The organism is Herbidospora yilanensis, assembly GCF_001570565.1.
Lineage (GTDB): Bacteria > Actinomycetota > Actinomycetes > Streptosporangiales > Streptosporangiaceae > Herbidospora > Herbidospora yilanensis.
The window spans coordinates 104,892-121,837 of the sequence record NZ_BBXE01000020.1 but is presented as its reverse complement, the minus strand read 5'-3'; the positions used below and the strand labels follow the sequence as shown (position 1 = coordinate 121,837).

14 protein-coding genes are annotated in these 16,946 nt (G+C 71.1%); 5 read left to right on the top strand and 9 right to left on the bottom strand.

Annotated elements, in window-relative coordinates; translation table 11 throughout:
* Window positions 1-48: 48 nt before the first annotated feature.
* From eda to edd, 3 genes are read right to left on the bottom strand one after another with little or no spacing between them, the layout of a single operon-like run.
* Window positions 49-663 carry a bifunctional 4-hydroxy-2-oxoglutarate aldolase/2-dehydro-3-deoxy-phosphogluconate aldolase gene (gene eda, locus AW273_RS14560; RefSeq protein WP_062348841.1) on the bottom strand — a complete coding sequence of 205 codons (615 nt, stop codon included), beginning with the start codon at window positions 661-663 and terminating at the stop codon, window positions 49-51.
* Window positions 660-1,619 carry a glucokinase gene (locus AW273_RS14555; protein WP_062348840.1) on the bottom strand — a complete coding sequence of 320 codons (960 nt, stop codon included), beginning with the start codon at window positions 1,617-1,619 and terminating at the stop codon, window positions 660-662. The genes eda and AW273_RS14555 overlap by 4 nt, the downstream gene beginning before the upstream one ends.
* The gene (gene edd / locus AW273_RS14550) at window positions 1,620-3,443 is read right to left on the bottom strand and encodes a phosphogluconate dehydratase (RefSeq protein ID WP_062348839.1); all 1,824 of its coding nucleotides are present in this window, start codon (window positions 3,441-3,443) and stop codon (window positions 1,620-1,622) included.
* A 133-nt stretch (window positions 3,444-3,576) separates the two neighbouring features.
* On the opposite strand from edd, the gene AW273_RS14545 reads away from it, so the two are divergent.
* A complete protein-coding gene (locus AW273_RS14545; protein WP_157555811.1) occupies window positions 3,577-4,710 on the top strand; it encodes an ROK family transcriptional regulator in 1,134 nt (377 codons plus the stop codon).
* A gap of 210 nt (window positions 4,711-4,920) precedes the next feature.
* Complete coding sequence (locus AW273_RS14540) at window positions 4,921-5,694, top strand: hypothetical protein (RefSeq protein WP_062348837.1); 774 nt, start codon at window positions 4,921-4,923, stop codon at window positions 5,692-5,694.
* A 2-nt stretch (window positions 5,695-5,696) separates the two neighbouring features.
* Here AW273_RS14540 and AW273_RS14535 read toward each other — a convergent pair whose 3' ends face one another.
* Window positions 5,697-6,422, bottom strand: a complete 726-nt coding sequence (locus AW273_RS14535) for a DUF2470 domain-containing protein (protein ID WP_062348836.1) — start codon at window positions 6,420-6,422, stop codon at window positions 5,697-5,699.
* A gap of 71 nt (window positions 6,423-6,493) precedes the next feature.
* Here AW273_RS14535 and rpsD point away from each other — a divergent pair, with 71 nt between their 5' ends.
* Window positions 6,494-7,108 carry a 30S ribosomal protein S4 gene (gene rpsD / locus AW273_RS14530; RefSeq protein ID WP_062348835.1) on the top strand — a complete coding sequence of 205 codons (615 nt, stop codon included), beginning with the start codon at window positions 6,494-6,496 and terminating at the stop codon, window positions 7,106-7,108.
* A 104-nt stretch (window positions 7,109-7,212) separates the two neighbouring features.
* A complete protein-coding gene (locus AW273_RS14525) occupies window positions 7,213-7,971 on the top strand; it encodes an ion transporter (RefSeq protein ID WP_083949767.1) in 759 nt (252 codons plus the stop codon).
* A gap of 178 nt (window positions 7,972-8,149) precedes the next feature.
* Here AW273_RS14525 and AW273_RS14520 read toward each other — a convergent pair whose 3' ends face one another.
* The 5 genes from AW273_RS14520 to AW273_RS14500 form a co-directional block, all read right to left on the bottom strand.
* On the bottom strand, window positions 8,150-8,707 hold the full coding sequence (locus tag AW273_RS14520) for a P-loop nucleotide/nucleoside kinase family protein (RefSeq protein ID WP_062348833.1): 558 nt from the start codon (window positions 8,705-8,707) through the stop codon (window positions 8,150-8,152).
* On the bottom strand, window positions 8,704-8,955 hold the full coding sequence (locus AW273_RS14515) for a hypothetical protein (protein WP_439648629.1): 252 nt from the start codon (window positions 8,953-8,955) through the stop codon (window positions 8,704-8,706). Before AW273_RS14515 ends, AW273_RS14520 begins: the two co-directional genes overlap by 4 nt.
* A gap of 29 nt (window positions 8,956-8,984) precedes the next feature.
* Window positions 8,985-10,373, bottom strand: a complete 1,389-nt coding sequence (locus AW273_RS14510) for a S8 family serine peptidase (protein WP_062348831.1) — start codon at window positions 10,371-10,373, stop codon at window positions 8,985-8,987.
* A gap of 128 nt (window positions 10,374-10,501) precedes the next feature.
* The gene (locus tag AW273_RS14505; RefSeq protein ID WP_062348830.1) at window positions 10,502-11,935 is read right to left on the bottom strand and encodes a DUF2079 domain-containing protein; all 1,434 of its coding nucleotides are present in this window, start codon (window positions 11,933-11,935) and stop codon (window positions 10,502-10,504) included.
* Between the two features lie 135 nt (window positions 11,936-12,070).
* A complete protein-coding gene (locus tag AW273_RS14500; protein WP_198168144.1) occupies window positions 12,071-13,354 on the bottom strand; it encodes an ROK family transcriptional regulator in 1,284 nt (427 codons plus the stop codon).
* A gap of 374 nt (window positions 13,355-13,728) precedes the next feature.
* Here AW273_RS14500 and AW273_RS14495 point away from each other — a divergent pair, with 374 nt between their 5' ends.
* Complete coding sequence (locus AW273_RS14495; protein ID WP_062348829.1) at window positions 13,729-16,944, top strand: carbohydrate-binding protein; 3,216 nt, start codon at window positions 13,729-13,731, stop codon at window positions 16,942-16,944.
* Window positions 16,945-16,946 lie beyond the last annotated feature (2 nt).

Genomic DNA, 16,946 nt, shown 5'->3' with positions numbered 1-16,946 from the left:
ATGGCCGCCAGCTTCGACCGAGGGAGGATGGCCTGGCTGACGAGGCTGTCAACGGAGCGTGGCGGCCTCCGCGGCGAGTTTCTCGATGGCGGCGTAGTCTCCGGTGGCCAGCGCGTCGGCGGGCGTGAGCCAGGTGCCGCCGACGCAGCCGACGTTGGGCAGCGCGAGGTAGGCGGGGGCGGTCGCCAGGCGGATGCCGCCGGTCGGGCAGAACCGCACCTCGGGCAGCGGGCCGCCCAGGGCCTTCAGGTAGTTCACGCCGCCGGCCTGCTCGGCCGGGAAGAACTTCATCTCGCGCAGGCCGCGCTCGAACAGCGCCATGACCTCGGTCGCGGTCGCCACGCCCGGCAGGAACGGCAGCCCCGACGCGGCCATCGCGTCGACGAGGGCGGCGGGGGAGCCGGGGGAGACCAGGAACCTCGACCCGGCCTCGACGGCGGCCTCGACGTCGGCGGGGCGGCGGACCGTGCCGGCGCCCACGACCGCGCCCTCGACCTCGGCGGCGATCCGGCGGATCGACTCCAGCCCGGCCTCGGTCCGCAGGGTGACCTCGATGACCGGCAGCCCGCCCGCCACGAGGGCGCGGGCCATCGGCACGGCGGTGTCGACGTCGTCGACCACGACGACGGGGACCACGGGGGCGAGGTCGAGGAGGGTGCTCATACGAACTCCACAGTAGTGGCCCGCTGCTGGAGCCAGGCGGCCGCACCCGTCAGAGCGGGCTGCTCGGCGACGATCAGCGAGGTGGCGATGGCGGTCAGATAGTCGGACAACGCCGGGCCGGTCAGCTCGAACCGGGACCGGAAGTCGCTGTCGCGGACGCGGTCGACGATCCGGGGCAGCACCCCGCCGCCGAGGTAGACGCCGCCGCGCGCGCCCAGCGTGAGCGCGACGTTGCCGGCGAACCCGCCCAGCAGGGCGAGGAAGACCTCGACGGTCTCGCGGCACAGGTCGTCGTCGCCCGCCACGATCTCCGAGGCGCTCTTGCGGGTGGTCTTGATGCCGCGTACGAGCGCCAGGCCCCGGTGCAGCCGGGGCAGGCCCGAGCCCGAGAGCAGGTGCTCGGCGTCGACGTAGGGCAGGCCGTCGGTCCGGAGGGCCTTGACGATCTCGAACTCCAGGTCGGTCACCGCCGGGACGGACACGTGCCCGCCCTCGCCCGGCACCGGCACCCAGCCGTCGCCGGCCGGCACCAGCCCGGCCACGCCCAGCCCCGTGCCGGGCCCGAGCACCGCCTTCACCATCCCGGCCACCGGCGCCGGGCCGCCCAGCGGCACCAGGTCGTCGCCCGCCAGGTGGGGCAGCGAGATCGCCAGCGCCTCGAAGTCGTTCAGCACGTGTGACTGCGGGATGCCCAGGCCCGCCACCGACCCGGACCACGAGCCGTTGGTCAGTGTGTAGTGGTCACCCTTGACCGGCCCGGCGATCGCCACGCACGCGGCCCCGGGCCGCGCGCCGTCGGCGTGGTCGGCCAGATAGGCGGCTATCGCGCCGGGCAACGTCGGGTGTTCCGCCACGTTGAGGACGGCCACCGCCTCCGGCACCGCACCCGGCCCGGAGACGATCCCAAAACGTGCATTGGTGCCGCCGATGTCGGCGACGAGCCAGGGGTAGCTCACTTAGAACCCTCCGAAGATGCTGGCACCGCGTTCCGCGGGTCCAACCGTACGACGGAAGGCGGCAAAAAGCTCGCGTCCGGTTCCCGCCCATTTGTCGTCAGGTTTCGGGGCGCCGTCGGGGGTGCGGCCGCTCAGGTCGGCCAGCACGTCCAGGGTTCCGGCGGTCGAGTCGAGCCTGATCGGGTCGCCGTCCCTGATCAGGGCGATCGCGCCGCCCTTGGCCGCCTCCGGCGACAGGTGGATCGCGGCCGGGACCTTGCCCGACGCGCCCGACATCCGGCCGTCTGTAACGATTGCGACCTTCTGTCCCCGGTCCAGCAGCACGGCCAGCGGCGGGGTCAGCTTGTGCAGCTCCGGCATGCCGTTGGCGCTCGGCCCCTGGTAGCGGACCACCGCGACGAAGTCCTGTCCGTCGAGGTCACCGGCCTCGAAGGCGCGCAGCAGGTCGAGCTGGTCGTCGAAGACCTTCGCCGGCGCCTCGATCACCAGGTGCTCGGGCTTGACCGCCGACACCTTCGAGACCGCCCGGCCCAGGTTGCCGCCGACCATGTGGATGCCGCCGTCGGGCGAGAAAGGTTCATCGGCCGGGCGCAGCACCGACAGGTCGGCGCTGCCCTCGGCGCGCTCGGTCCAGACGAGCTCGCCCTCCTTCAGCTCCGGCGCCGACCGGTAGAGGTCCAGCCCCCGCCCGGCCACGGTCAGCACGTCGTCGTGCAGCAGCCCGGCGTCCAGCAGCGTGCCGATGAACACCTGCATTCCGCCCGCGGCGTGGAAGTGGTTCACGTCGGCCTGCCCGTTGGGGTACATCCGGGTCAGCAGCGGCACGACCTTCGACAGCGCCGCCATGTCGTCCCAGGTCAGCGTGATCCCGGCGGCGTTCGCCATGGCGACCAGGTGCATGGTGTGGTTGGTCGAGCCGCCCGAGGCCAGCAGCGCCACGACGGCGTTCACGATCGCCTTCTCGTCGACGACGTGGCCGATCGGGGTGTACTCGTCGCCGTGCGCGGTCAGCTCCACCACCCGGCGGGCGGCGGCGGCCGTGAGCGCCTGCCGCAACTCGGTGCGCGGGTTGACGAAGGTCGCGCCCGGCAGGTGCAGGCCCATGACCTCCATCAGGAGCTGGTTGGAGTTGGCGGTGCCGTAGAAGGTGCAGGTGCCGGGGGAGTGGTAGCTCTCGGCCTCGGCGTCGAGCATCTCCGCGCGGCCGATCTTGCCCTCGGCGAACGCCTGCCGGGCCCGCGCCTTCACCTTGTTCGGCAACCCCGAGGTCATCGGCCCGGCCGGGACGAACATCGCCGGCAGGTGGCCGAACCGCAGCGCCCCGATGAACAGCCCCGGCACGATCTTGTCGCAGACCCCGAGCAGCAGGGAGGCGTCGAACATGTCGTGCGAGAGCGCGATGGCCGTCGACATGGCGATCACGTCGCGGCTGTAGAGCGACAACTCCATGCCCGCCCGGCCCTGGGTGACCCCGTCGCACATGGCCGGCACCCCGCCCGCGACCTGCGCGACACCTCCGGCCGCCCGGACCGCCTTCTTGAGCTCCGGCGGGTAACTCTCGTACGGCTGGTGCGCCGACAACATGTCGTTGTAGGACGTCACGATCGCCACGCCCGGCCGGGTGGCGGCCCGCACCAGCGGCTTGTCGGCACCGGCGGCGGCGAACCCGTGGGCCAGGTTGGCGCACCCCAGGTGGCCCCGTGCGGGCCCCCGTCGACGCAGTTCGGCCGCGTCGGCGTCCACACGGGACAGATAGGCGGTGCGGGACTCCCGGCTGCGTTCGACGATGCGTTGGGTGACCTCGGCCACGGCCGGATGTGTCATGACGTCCCCTCCTCAATGCGGACAAGGGGGACATTAGCCCGAACCTTAGGTATTCATCAAGCTGACTTTTGTCACCTACAATGAATAAGTCGGTGAACTTCGGTCAACCACTATGCTCAAGGCGATGTCACGTATGTCACGGATTGCCACCACCGGTGAGGTGCTCCAGCTCATCCGCGGCGGAGAGGCCACGACCCGCGCCGAGATCGGCCGCGTCACCGCCCTCTCGCGCCCCGCGGTCACCCACCGGGTCAATGAGCTGCTGCAACGCGGCCTCGTCGTGGAAGACGCCGAAGGCCCGTCGACCGGCGGGCGGCCTCCCGTCCGGCTGCGGTTCAACGCCGCGGGCGGCGTCGTGGCGGTGGCCTCACTGGGCGCCAGCCGCACCCAGATCGCCCTGTGCGACCTGGCCGGCGATGTGATCGAACGCACAGACCTGGTGATCGACGTCGAGGAGGGCCCCGACGCCGTCCTCGGCCTGGTGATGGACACCTGGGAGAAACTCCTCGAAGGACGCGGCCCCCTCGTCGGGGTCGGCCTGGGTGTGCCCGCCACGGTCGAATACGCCCGGGGCCGCACCGAATCGGCGCGCGTGATGGCCTCGTGGACCGGCGTCGAGATCCCGCCCCGCATCGCCGAGCGGTTCCCGGTCCCCGTCCTGGTCGACAACGACGTCAACGTGATCGCGATGGGCGAGCACCGCGGCGTCTACCCCGACCAGGACGACCTGCTGTTCGTGAAGGTCTCCACCCGCATAGGAGCCGGCGTCGTCTCCAGCGGGAACATCATGCGCGGCGCGCTCGGCGCCGCGGGCGAGATCGGCCACATCCCGGTCCGCGACGGCGGCGGCGTCCTGTGCCGCTGCGGCAACCTCGACTGCGTCGACTCGGTCGCCAGCGGCACCGCCATCCTCCGCACCCTCCGCGACCGAGGCCGCGACGTCGAGACCCTCGCCGACGTGACCGCGCTGGTCCGCCAGGGCGACGCCGAGACGATGGCGGTCGTCCGCCAGGCCGGCCGCTGGCTCGGCGAGGTCATCGCCAGCGCGGTCAACCTGCTCAACCCGTCGGTGGTCGTGCTCGGCGGCGACGTGGCCGAGATGTTCATGCCGCTGGTCTCGGGGGTGCGCGAGGTCGTCTACCAGCGCTCCACCCAGCTCGCCACCCGCAGCCTCAAGATCGAACGCAGCCGGCTGGGCCCGGGGGCCGGCATCACCGGCTGCGCCCTGCTGGTGATCGACCGCATCCTGGATCCAGACGCGCTCTGACCTCGGGGCCCCGAACCCGCCGCTGTCAGGGGGCTGCGCCCCCTCACGCTCCCCCCCGGCCGCTTCGCGTCCCGGCGAAGGGCTCCTCCCGTCGCGCCCCCTGGAAGGCCTCGCTCCGCTCGAAGATCTTTCTTCCGTTACGGCTCCGCCTGGCCGGCCACCCGACTCCCTGTGGCCGTTTCTTGATCGGCGTGGGTCAAAATCCGGACCATGAAACGTCTGATCGCCACTGCCCTCGTGGCACTCGTCGTCTTACCCGCGACCCCCGTCGAGGCCGCCCCCGATCCCGTCGCCGTCCTGAAAAAGCGGGTGACCCCAGGGCGGGGTGTGTCGTTCGTCGACACCACCTCGATCGTGGACACGGCTACCGAGAAGTTCGTCGTGCGCGAGGGCCGGCTTCAATTCGGGCGCGCGGGACAGGTCGCCGCGTCCGACATCGGCGTCGAGTTCTTCGGGCGGGTGCCCGAACGGAATCCCGAGCTCCTGACACCCGGCCGGGCGATCATGATCGGGACGACGACCTACACCAAGGGGCTCGGTTTCGAGGTGCCCGCAGGGAAGACGTGGTTCGTCGAGAAGAGGAACGGCACTCCCAGTGGGAGCGCCACGATCTTCGGCCAGCTCGTCAATCCCGGTGAACCGGCGACCCTCAAGGCGCTGCTCGGCCGCGCCGAGCGGTCGGGTCGCGTGTACACCGGATCGATCGACATGTCCGACCTGCACGCCGTCTCGCCCTGGTTCCGCCTGTCCGCCGGCCGCAGCGTGTTCCTCGCCGGGGCGAACATCCGCTTCACCCTCACGCTCGACGCCCGGCTGCTGCCCAAACGCCTTGTGACGGACTTCAACGGGGGATACCTGTTCTACAGCCACGACTGGGACAAGGTGACCCTCCACACCGTCACCACGTACTCCGCCTGGGGCAAGAAGGTCTCCGTCAAGGCGCCCCCGGCGAGCACGGTCTCGAAGGACCTCGTCAAGGGATGACGTCAGTGGGCGCAGACCAGGCAGGCCAAGGCGTGTTCCAGCGCCTCCGGGGTCTGGGCCGGTGACGGCCACGGCATCCGGACCAGCCGGTCGCAGCCCGCTCTGACCGTCGCCCCGTAGCGGTCGAGCTCCCACAACCACGCGTCCGGCGCGGGCTCGCCCAGCAGGTGTTCCACGGCGGTCACGAGCTGGGCGCGGTGGGCCGAGTTGACGTGGTGCAGCATGCGCTCGGCCAGGTCGAGGAACGGGTCGGGTTCGGCGTCCAGGTAGTCGTCGGAGTCCAGGATGCCGCTCTCGGTGCCGGTCAGGTAGACGACGTCGGCCACGTCCACGCGCAGCAGGCGGGGGGCCCGGCCGGTGTTCTCGATGACGGCGAACAGGTCCTCGTCGGGGCAGCGTTCGGCGATGGCGACGGCCGTCCGGCGGGCCTCGTGGCCGGGGACCGTGGCGGCCCAGCCGCGGATCTTCAGCATGCCCCGGGCGCGTTCGGTCTCGCCCATGCTGCGGGTGGCGACCAGGTCGACGGTGACGGCCAGGTCGTCGCGGCAGCCGTACAGGACCTCGTCGGGTTTGACCAGCAGGACCGGGCGGCCCTGGGCGTCGACGCCGCCGCGGGCGGGGAGCGCCGTCAGCTCGGAGCCGGCCACCGCGACGTGCGTCGGGGCTGCCGTCGCGGCCAGCGTGCGGACGCGTTCCGTGATCGGGGGAGCCGAGACGGGCTGGGTCATCCGAGCCTCCAATGGGTCTGTTAAGGTAAGGCTTGCCTTAATAAGGGTTACCTAACCACAGAGGAGTCCACGTGCGCTACACGGGTCCGAAGGTGCGGTTGTCGCGGCGGGCGGGCGTCCCGCTGACCCGCAAGGCCGTGAAGTACTTCGAGGCGCGGCCCTACCCGCCCGGGGAGCACGGCCGGAAGACCAACCGCCGCAACGTCGGCGACTACGGCATGCGGCTGCTGGAGAAGCAGAAGCTGCGCTGGTACTACGACGTGTCCGAGCGCCAGCTCCGCCGCTACTGGGACCTGGCCGTCCGCCGCCCCGGCCGCTCGGGCGAGGAACTGCTGGCCATCCTGGAGACCCGGCTCGCCTCGGTCGTGGTCCGCTCCGGCCTGGCGCCCTCGATCTACGCCGCCCGTCAGTACGTCAACCACGGCCACATCACCGTCGACGGCCGCAAGGTCGACATCCCGAGCTACCTCGTCAGGCCCGGCCAGGTCATCGGCGTACGCCCGAAGTCGCGCCAGACGCAGCCGTTCGTCGCGGCGGCCGAGGGGATCTACGCCGACGAGCGGCCGGCGGGCTTCCTGTCGGTGGACCTGAAGGAGCTCACGGTCACCCTGCTGCAGAAGCCGGTCCGCGAGCAGATCGCCATCCCGGTCGACGAGCAGCTCGTGGTGGAACACTACTCTCGGTAGTCTTTGGCCGGGGATCGCCGTATTTCCCGGGGTCCCCGGGCATTCGTTCGACCCCGATTACGCTCGCCTGCTGTTCCTGTTCGCTTCCCCCGGGGGCAAAAACGGTGCGCGAGCGTGTCCGGCACATCATCGAGTCCAAGCGGTTCCAGCAGGCGATCATCGCCATCATCCTGATCAACTCAGCCGCCCTCGGCGTGGAGACCTCCGCCGACGCGACGGCCCGCTACGGCGACCTCCTCCACATGATCGACCGGGTCTCCCTGGCCATCTTCGCCGTGGAACTGGCCGCGCGGCTCTACGTCCAGCGCGGCCGGTTCCTCCGCGACCCGTGGAACGTCTTCGACTCCATCGTCGTCGTGGTCTCGCTCATGCCGGCCGCCGGCGGCCTGACCGTCCTGCGCTCGCTGCGGGTGCTGCGGGCGCTCCGGCTCGTCTCGGCGGTGCCGAGCCTGCGCCGGGTGGTGTCCGCGCTGCTCACCGCCGTTCCCGGCGTCGCCTCGATCGCGGCCCTGCTCGGTCTGGTCCTGTACGTCGCCGCGGTGATGGGCACCCGCATGTACGGCCACGTCGCCCCCGACTACTTCGGGAACCTGCAGACGTCGCTGTTCACCCTGTTCCAGATCATGACCGGCGACGGCTGGTCCGACATCACCCGCCAGGTCATGACGGTCTACCCGTCGGCCTGGATCTTCTTCGTCTGCTTCGTCCTCATCTGCACGTTCGTGGTGGTCAACCTCTTCATCGCGGTCGTGGTGAGCGCCATGGACGAGGAGGAGGTCGAGGTCAGCGAGCGCATCCTGGCCGAACTGGCCGAGCTCAGAGAAGAGGTCAGGTCGCTCCGCGAGCCCGCGGGGGCCCCGTGAACCCGGGGAAGGCGCCCTGCCGTCCGGCGACGGCGGGCGGCGTCCACCCGAGCGGCCGGCCGATCCCGGCCTTCGAGGCGGCCGCGATGATTCCCGACGTGAGGAAGTAGACGATCGTCCCGCCGCAGAGGGTCCACCTCGCCGCCTCCTCCAGGTGGCCCTCCGGGCGGGCGACGGTTCACGCGATTCCCAGCCGCGCCAGCTGCCGTTCCATCGGTTCGGCCCCCGGGCGGTTGTCGATCTCCATGTGGTCCACGACGGGCGGCTCGTCGACCTTGATCGCCTTCAGGTAGGCCGTGAAGGCGGCCAGCTTGCCGCGGTCGCGCTCCAGGCCCCGGGCGACGATGCGCTCACGCAGGGTCGCCGCGTCGGACCGGACCCAGAACAACCGGATGTCGCCGCCCCCGAGTTCCTCGGCCCATTCGTCCCAGCGGGACTTCGAGTGGACCTGGCCCGTGAAGGGGCCGCTCAGCAGGACGGGAGCGCCATGGCGCCGGATCTCCCGGGCGGTGGCGGTCATGCCCGCGTACTCGTACCTCTTGATGTGCTCGTCGTACCAGGGACCCTCGCGCTCGCCCTCGTCTCGCCCGGCGGCGGCCAGGATCGCGCTGACCATGCCGCCGTACATGGTGTCCTTGTCGAGCAGGGCGGGCGCCGGGTCGAGGCGGGCCAGCAGAAGCGCGGACAACGTGGTCTTGCCGCTTCCCGGTGGGCCCGCCACGATCCAGCAGGTCATCGGTCCTTCCTGGGCGGCCCCATCGGCTCGATCTTCGGGTCGGCCCACGGGCCGTCCATCGCCTCCGGGGTCGCGGTCAGCCGGTGGGCGGCCATGGCGCTGACCCGCAGGCCGTAGAGGCCGTGGTCGGGGTCGATCGCCACGACGCCGTAGGCGACGTCGACTTCTTCCTTCTTCAGCCGCAGTTCGCGCAGCGCCATGTCCAGGGTGGCGCCGCGCGGCAGCCGTACCGTGATCAGAACCATCACGCAACAACTCCGGTTTGTTGGGGCGGGGTTCACACCGCGAGCCACGGCCGGCCTTCGGCCGTCCGCGTCTCGCCTGCCCTCGCCCGCAGGGCCTCGACGATGCCGGGCACGTTCACGACTCCGTATCCGTAGTCGTAGTCATACCCCAGCACACCACGATCATCGGCACTTCTCATCAGCAAAGTCCGCAAATCGGACGGCGAGAGGATCGTGGACGGCACCCGCGACCGGATCGCCGCCACGACCCCGGCCGCGACCGGGCAGGCCGCGCTGGTGCCCGAGTCGGGCTCGCCCGGCCCGAACGCCCCCGAGCCGGCGAAATGGGTGTAGGCCGCCAGGTCGGGCTTGCGGTCGGCCAGGCGGCCGGGGCCCTGGGAGGAGTAGCCGACCCGTTCGCCGGTCACGTCGACACCGGCCACCGACAACACCGCCGGGTGGGAGTTGGCCCCGGTGATCGGCCGGTCGGGGTAGGCGCAGCGGCCGTCGGGGCACTCCCGCCCGCAGTTCCCGGCCGCGAACAGGATGTCGGCCCCGGCGGCGGCCAGCGAGCCGACGATCAGGTTGAACGGGTGGGCGGGGTTGTCGGAGTAGTTGCCGGGGTGGCCGGGCGGGAAGTCCCAGTCGGGGGAGAAGGAGCCCCAGCTATTGGTGACCACGAGGGCCCGCGACTCGGCGGGCTGGGCGTCGAGGACGGTGCGCAGGTGGGCGAAGGCGGCCATGGCGTCGGACAGCAGGCCGTCGAGCGCCGATCCGCCGGGGCGGCGCGAGAGCAGCACCGGGATGTCGATCACCGACGCCTTCGGGGCGGCGAGGAGGGCGTCGAAGGCGCACATCGTGCCGTGGTCGACGTCGAACTCGCCGGGCCGCCCCACGACGCCGTCGGGCGACCAGCTCCGCTCGCGGTCGAGGACGAAGCCGCTGCCCAGGGCGGCCGCCACATGGCGCTCGTTCACCCCGGTGTCGGTGACGGCCAGGGCGACCCCGGAGCCGTCGTACCCCTCGGCGTGGAGCCTGTCGACGGCGAGCAGCCGCCGCACGTCGCGCCAGTCGCCGACGGGGCCGTCGCCGCCGCAGGTGAGGGAGGTCTGGATGACCGGGTCGGCGTAGACGCCGACCACGCCGGCCCGGCCCGGCAGCAGGGCCAGGCGGGTCGACAGCTCGTCGTCGGCGATCTCGCCCCGGACCAGCACGGAGGCGTCGCGGGGCGCCATCGAGAAGATCAGCGGCTGGTTCAGCGACAGCGGGTCGCCGCCCGTGCGGGCGGGCAGCGGCCGGGGCACCGCGACGGGGGTGAACGTGGGGTCGAGCAGCACGCCCGGCAGCCCGTTGACGACGTCGGCCGCGGTGGCGGTCACCGCCGGGTCGGCGACCGCGGCGACCACGTCGGGGGCGGGGCGGAGCTGGACGAGCACGCGCATGCGGAGATCCATCCGGTCACGGGGATACGACGCCCACCAATCTGGCGCACGCCCGCCACCCGGTCCACCGGGCCAACTCCCGCCAATTGCCTCCGTACCCGCCGATACCCCCGGGCCGGTACGACGTTCTAACCTCCCGGCTTGTGCAGCACGACGAAGCCGTCGCGCTCGAAGACCACCAGGTAGCCCATCGCCCGGCGCTCCTCCACCGACTTCCTCGCGTCGTCGACCGACCCCCACGGCCACGCCCACTGCCCGAGGTCGGCCAGCACCCACGGCGCGTCGCGCGGGGTCGGCTCCCAGACCAGCACGGTCGTCCGGTGGGTCAGCATCGGGCCGACGTGGTTGGGCGCCTCGACCACCACGCCGTCGGGGATCACGGCCATCGCCTGGTAGGCCGCCGCCGTGCGGTCGTGCGGCCGGTAGAAATCAGGGTCGGCGAGCTGGTCGAGGGCGAAGCGGGGGACCTGGGTCAGCCCGGCGACCGCCACCGCGACCGCCCAGGCGATCACCGCGGTCTGCTTCGCCTCCACGCGTTTCAGCAGCCGGCTCGCGCCGTCGACGCCGGCGCAGAAGAGGATCGCGACGACGAAGGCGTTGTAGTGGTATTCGGTCGACCACCACAGGCTGTTCTCGGAGACCAGCCGCTCCAGCACCATCGGCGCCGCCGCCAGGACCAGCGGGGAGAACAGGCACAGGAACAGCGTCAGCCAGCAGAGCAGCACCAGCGTGTCGATCTTGCCGGCGTCGCCGAACACCAGATGAAGGGTGTTGAGGGGGTCGCTGACCAGCTTCACCACCGCCGCCGGGAGCGAGTCGCCGAGGTGGGTGTAGCGCCAGTGGTTGTCGTTGGAGCCGCCCGCCCACGGGATCAGCACACCCCTGATCAGCGCCAGCGCGCCCAGGCCCATGGCGGCGACGATCGCGCCGTCGAGCCGCCGCCGGGTCAGCGCCAGCGCCGCGCCGAAGCCGATCAGCATCAGCCCCATGTCCTCTTTGACCAGCAGCAGCCCGAACGCCGCCAGATAGGCGGGCAGCCGCCGGCCCCGGTCGAAGCGCTCGATCATGATCGCGCTCAGCACCGGGACGAACATGACCTCGTGGACGTCGAAGTTGACCGCCTGCGCCACCGGGAACGACACCGCGTACGCCACGGACACGAGGTAGGCGGCGACGACCCCGAGCCGCCGGCGGGCGTACGACCACAGGAACGGGATGGCGGCGGCGAACAGGGCGGCCTGGCAGATGATCAGCGTGCGGGGGCCGTCGTGGATCGCGTAGAAAGGTGCGAGCAGCGCGTAGATCGGGGAGAAGTGGTCGGCGAGCTGGAGGAAGTCGAGCCCGTAGCCCTTCTGCACGCCGACCGAGGGGGCGTAGGGCGGCCCGAGGGTGGCGTAGCCGCGCACCGCCTGGTCGACGATCACGAGGTCGAAAATGGTGGCCCGGAATGTCCCGAACCTCACCAGGCCCAGCACCGCGTAGGTCACCGCCGACACCCAGGCCAGTGACCAGACGCCGACGCGGTGTGGGGTCAGATGGCGGGTGATCGGGGGAAACACCATCACATCGTGCCAGAAGTCCAGATGTGAAAAGCCCGTCCGCCTGGCCTCCGGGTGGCACATCCCCGTGGCGCCGAGGTCGGCGAGGTCGGCGCCACGAAGAACCGGAAAGCCAGGCGGACGGGAGTCTGGGTCGCGTCAGGCCAGGGTGCTCAGAGTGGTGGGCGGGATCTCCACAGTGGTCGGGTTGGCCAGGACGCGGTCGACCACGACCCCGGCCGCGCCGCGCGAGGCGGCGCCGAAGCCCAGGTCGGAGGCGACGAAGGTGCAGCGGGCGACGGAGCCGGTGACCCCCAGGCGGGCGAGTTCCGCCTGGGCGCGCGGGAGGATGTGCCCTTCCAGCCGCGCGAAGAAGCCGCCGACGACGATGACCCGGGGGTTGAAGAGCCGGACGAGGGTGGCGGAGCCGCGGCCCAGCCAGCGGCCGACCTCCGCCAGGGCGTGGTCGACCTGGGGATCGCCCGCCGCCAGGCGGCGTTCGATCTCGCTCAGGCGTTCCTCGGGGTCGCGGACGATGCCGTCGCGTGCCCCGTAGGCGTGGTCGGGGGTGACCATGCGGACCAGCGCGGCCAGGCCGACCTTGGTCTCCCAGCAGCCGATGCGGCCGCAGCCGCAGCGCTCGCCGGAGGAGTCGACCATGACGTGGCCCACTTCACCGGCGAAGCCGTCGGCGCCGCCGAGGAGGCGTCCGCCGGCGATGATGCCGCCGCCGACGCCGACCTCACCGGTCAGGTAGACCATGTCGGTCGATCCGGCGGCCACGCCGTTGGTGAACTCGGCCAGCGCCGCCAGGTTGGCGTCGTTGGCGACGGTGACCGGGACGCCGGGGGCGACCTCCCAGAGGCGCTCGGCGACGGGGACGCCGTACCAGCCGAGGTTCGGGGCGACGTGGACGACGCCGTTGGTGCCGTCTATGAGGCCGGGCACGGCGACCGTTATCCCGGCGACCCGGACGCCGAGCATGTGGAGCTCGGCGATCGCGTCGCGGGCCACCCGGGCCAGTTCGTCGAGCGAGGCCTCGGGCTCGCAGCCCATGGCGTCGAACCCGACGCGGCGGTCGACCAGGACGCGGCCCGACAGGTCGGTGGCGAAGGCGGCGATGTAGTCGACGTTGATCTCAAGGCCGAGGGCGCCGACGCCCGCGCCGTCGAGGGCCAGGGCGAGGCCGGGGCGGCCGACGGAGCCGGCGTGCTGCGGGCCGATCTCGCGGATCAGGCCACGTGCTCGTAACTCGCCGACGAGGCTCGTGACGGTCGCCTTGTTCAGCCCGGTCTCGGCGGCGACCGCCGAACGCGAGCGGGGGCCGTGCTCCTGGAGGTGACGGAGGACGAGCGACAGGTTGGACCGGCGGATCATCGTCTGATCGACGGGCACGCCCATCGAGCCGTTCCTGCCCAGCGCGGGCCCTGAGGTTAGTCGCACGTCTCGCTTCCCGTCGGTCTGCTTGCGGCCGTTCGTCTCGAATTAATTTGCATGCCTTGCCGAATTAAATGTCCCTGACGCATGTGCCACAAGTGTCGAACCGCTTCGCCTTGCATTACAGTTTCGTAACACGGAACTCTGGCCCGTTCCCCAGGGCCTCGGGTCTGTACACGGGGATGACAGGTGTGTTAGAAATCGGTAAATTCCGCCTGCTGTCACGCAAAAGTTAGACGGAATGACGCACGTCGATGACGTGGCACCGTCGTGATTTGCGTCAGCATGACCCCGCTTTACACGCTGTAACCCGGGCACAAGCGCGGCGGCGCGCGCCTTGCCTGACTGAATCCCCAGGTCAGGAAAGGATCACCCCCCACATGTCTCGACCTCACCGGTTACGGGCGTTAGCCGCCCTGACCACGCTCCTGGTGACGATGGGCGTCGTCGTGGCGCCCCCCAGTGCCCACGCGGCCGACATCCCGGCCTCGGACTATCAGCAGATCGCGCTTGCCACCGGACCTGGCGAGCTCGGTGAGGCGATGTCCCTGGCCGTCCTGCCGAACCGCTCCGTGCTGCACACCGCGCGCGGCGGCCAGGTCCGGATCACGGACGTCAACGGCAACACCTCCCTCGCGGGCACGCTCAACGTGTACACGCACGACGAGGAGGGCCTCCAGGGTGTGGCGGTCGACCCCGGCTTCGCCACCAACCGGCACATCTGGCTCTACTACTCGCCCCGGCTGAGCACCCCCAGCGGGGACGCCCCGACGACGGGCACCCAGACCGACTGGAACACCTGGAAGGGGCAGTTCTACCTGTCCCGCTTCACGCTCACCACGAGCAACACCATCGACATGGCCAGCGAAGTGATCGTGCTCCGGGTCGACAACGACCGCGGCCAGTGTTGCCACGCCGGCGGTGACATCGACTTCGACGCCCAGGGCAACCTCTACCTGACCACGGGTGACGACACCAACCCGTTCGAGTCGAACAGCTACACCCCGATCGACGAGCGCACCAACCGCAACCCGCAGTTCGACGCGCAGCGCTCCGCCGGCAACACCAACGACCTGCGCGGCAAGGTGCTCCGCATCAAGCCGCAGGCCAACGGGACCTACACGATCCCCTCGGGCAACCTGTTCGCGCCGGGCACGGCCGGCACCCGTCCCGAGATCTACGCGATGGGCCTGCGCAACCCGTTCCGGATGAGCGTCGACAAGGCCACCGGCATCGTCTACCTGGGCGACTACGGCCCCGACGCCGGTTCCAGCGACGCCAACCGCGGCCCGAACGGCCAGGTCGAGTTCAACCGCATCACCTCGGCGGGCAACTACGGCTGGCCCTACTGCACGGGCGCCAACACCACGGCCGAGACCTACAACGAGTTCACGTTCCCGAGCGGCCCGTCGCTGGCCAAGTACAACTGCACGGGCGGCCCGACGAACAACTCCTTCCGCAACACCGGCCTGCAGACCCTGCCCCCGGCCAAGCCGGCCTGGATCCGCTACGGCGGCGACGCGGGCAGCCCGCCGGAGTTCGGCGGCGGTTCCGAGTCCCCGATGGGCGGCCCCGTCTACCGGTACGACCCGAACAACACCTCCCCGGTCAAGTTCCCGCAGTCGCTCGACGGCCGCTTCTTCGCCGGCGAGTACGGCCGCCGCTGGATCAAGGCCATCGAGGTGACCTCCTCGGGCGGCGTCGGCGAGATCAGCGGCTTCCCGTGGACCGGCACCCAGGTCATGGACATGGCCTTCGGCCCCGACGGCGCGCTCTACGTGCTCGACTACGGCACCGGCTCGGGCAACCAGGCCCTCTACCGCATCGAGTACATCGGCGGCGCGAACCGCAACCCGATCGCCAAGGCCGCGGGCACCCCGACCTCCGGCGTGGCCCCGCTCGCGGTGACCTTCTCCTCGGCCGGCTCCGCCGACCCCGAGGGCTCGGCGCTGACCTACTCGTGGAACTTCGGCGACGGCACCACCTCCACGGCCGCCAACCCGTCGAAGACCTACACGGCCAACGGCACCTACAACGTGACCCTGACGGTCCGCGACTCCGGCGGCCTGACCGGTTCGGCGAACGTGACGATCACCGTCGGCAACACCGCCCCCACGGTCAACCTGCAGACCCCGCTGAGCGGCGCGTTGTTCGACTTCGGCGACACGATCCCGTACACGATCTCCGTCAGCGATCCGCAGGACGGCACGATCAACTGCGCCCGGGTGAAGTTCACCTACTTCCTCGGCCACGACAGCCACTCCCACCAGATCACCTCCAAGGACGGCTGCTCCGGCACCATCACCGTGCCGACCGACGGTGAGCACGACGCCGCCGCCAACATCTACGGCGTCTTCACGGCCGAGTACACCGACAACGGCGGCCTGACCACCACGGTCACCCGCACCCTCCAGCCCCGGCACCGCCAGGGCGAGCACTGGGGCGCCCAGAACGGCGTCCAGACCGCCCAGCACGCCGCCGCCGAAGGCGGCACCACGGTCGGGTTCGTCGACAACGACGACTGGATCTCCTTCACCCCGTACAACCTGACCGGCGCGACCTCGCTGACGGCCCGGGTCTCCTCCGGCGGCGTCGGCGGCACCCTGGAGGTGCGCGCGGGCTCGGCGACCGGCACCCTGCTCGGCACCGCCACGGTGGCCAACACCGGGAGCTGGGACACCTTCACCAACGTCACCGCCAACCTGAGCAACGTGCCGGCCGCGACGACGACGGTGTTCTTCGTCTTCAAGGGCGTCACCGGCCAGGGCAACCTGTTCGACCTCGACGCGTTCACCTTCAACGGCGGCACCACCAACCCGCCCGCCGGGACGATCGAGGGCGAGGCGTTCACCTCGCAGTCCGGCGTGCAGACCGCCTCGCACGCCACCGCCAGCGGCGGCCTCACGGTCGGCTACATCGACAACGGCGACTGGGCCGGCTACTCGAACGTGAGCACCTCGGGCAAGACCTCGTTCACCGCCCGGGTGTCCTCCGGCGGGCCGGGCGGCACGATCACCATCCGCTCCGGATCGCAGACCGGCGCCGTCCTCGGCACGGTCAACGTCGCCAACACCGGGAGCTGGGACACCTTCGCCAACGTGTCCACGTCGCTGACCGGCACCGGCACCGGCGCCCTGTTCCTCACCTTCACCGGCGGGACCGGCGCGCTGTTCGACATCGACACCTTCTCGCTCGGCAGCACCCCGCCGCCGGCCACGACGGTCGAGGGCGAGGCCTTCACCTCCACCTCGGGCGTGCAGATCGCCACCCACAGCCCGGCGACCGGCGGCCTGACCGCCGGGCACATCGAGAACGGCGACTGGGCCGCCTACAACCAGGTCACCGTGAACGGCGCCACCCGCATCACGGTCCGCCACTCCTCGGCCGGTCCCGGCGGGACCATCGAGGTGCGGGCCGGATCGGCGACCGGGACGCTCCTCGGCACCCTCGCCATCCCGAACACCGGCGGCTGGGAGACCTTCGCCACGGCCTCGGCGAACCTGACGGCCGGCTCGGCCACCGGCCAGGTCGTCCTCCGGTTCACCGGCGGCTCGGGCGCCCTCTTCGACGTCGACAACTTCACCATCGAGAAGTGAGG

What these genes read in the sequence shown, in the direction of transcription:
- AW273_RS14545 (WP_157555811.1), top strand. Translation starts at nt 3,577, where the DNA reads ATGTCACGGATTGCCACCACCGGTGAGGTGCTCCAGCTCATCCGCGGC.
- AW273_RS14540 (WP_062348837.1), top strand. Translation starts at nt 4,921, where the DNA reads ATGAAACGTCTGATCGCCACTGCCCTCGTGGCACTCGTCGTCTTACCC.
- edd (WP_062348839.1), bottom strand. Translation starts at nt 3,443, where the DNA reads ATGACACATCCGGCCGTGGCCGAGGTCACCCAACGCATCGTCGAACGC.
- AW273_RS14510 (WP_062348831.1), bottom strand. Translation starts at nt 10,373, where the DNA reads ATGCGCGTGCTCGTCCAGCTCCGCCCCGCCCCCGACGTGGTCGCCGCG.
- AW273_RS14505 (WP_062348830.1), bottom strand. Translation starts at nt 11,935, where the DNA reads ATGGTGTTTCCCCCGATCACCCGCCATCTGACCCCACACCGCGTCGGC.
- AW273_RS14535 (WP_062348836.1), bottom strand. Translation starts at nt 6,422, where the DNA reads ATGACCCAGCCCGTCTCGGCTCCCCCGATCACGGAACGCGTCCGCACG.
- eda (WP_062348841.1), bottom strand. Translation starts at nt 663, where the DNA reads ATGAGCACCCTCCTCGACCTCGCCCCCGTGGTCCCCGTCGTCGTGGTC.
- AW273_RS14520 (WP_062348833.1), bottom strand. Translation starts at nt 8,707, where the DNA reads ATGACCTGCTGGATCGTGGCGGGCCCACCGGGAAGCGGCAAGACCACG.
- AW273_RS14495 (WP_062348829.1), top strand. Translation starts at nt 13,729, where the DNA reads ATGTCTCGACCTCACCGGTTACGGGCGTTAGCCGCCCTGACCACGCTC.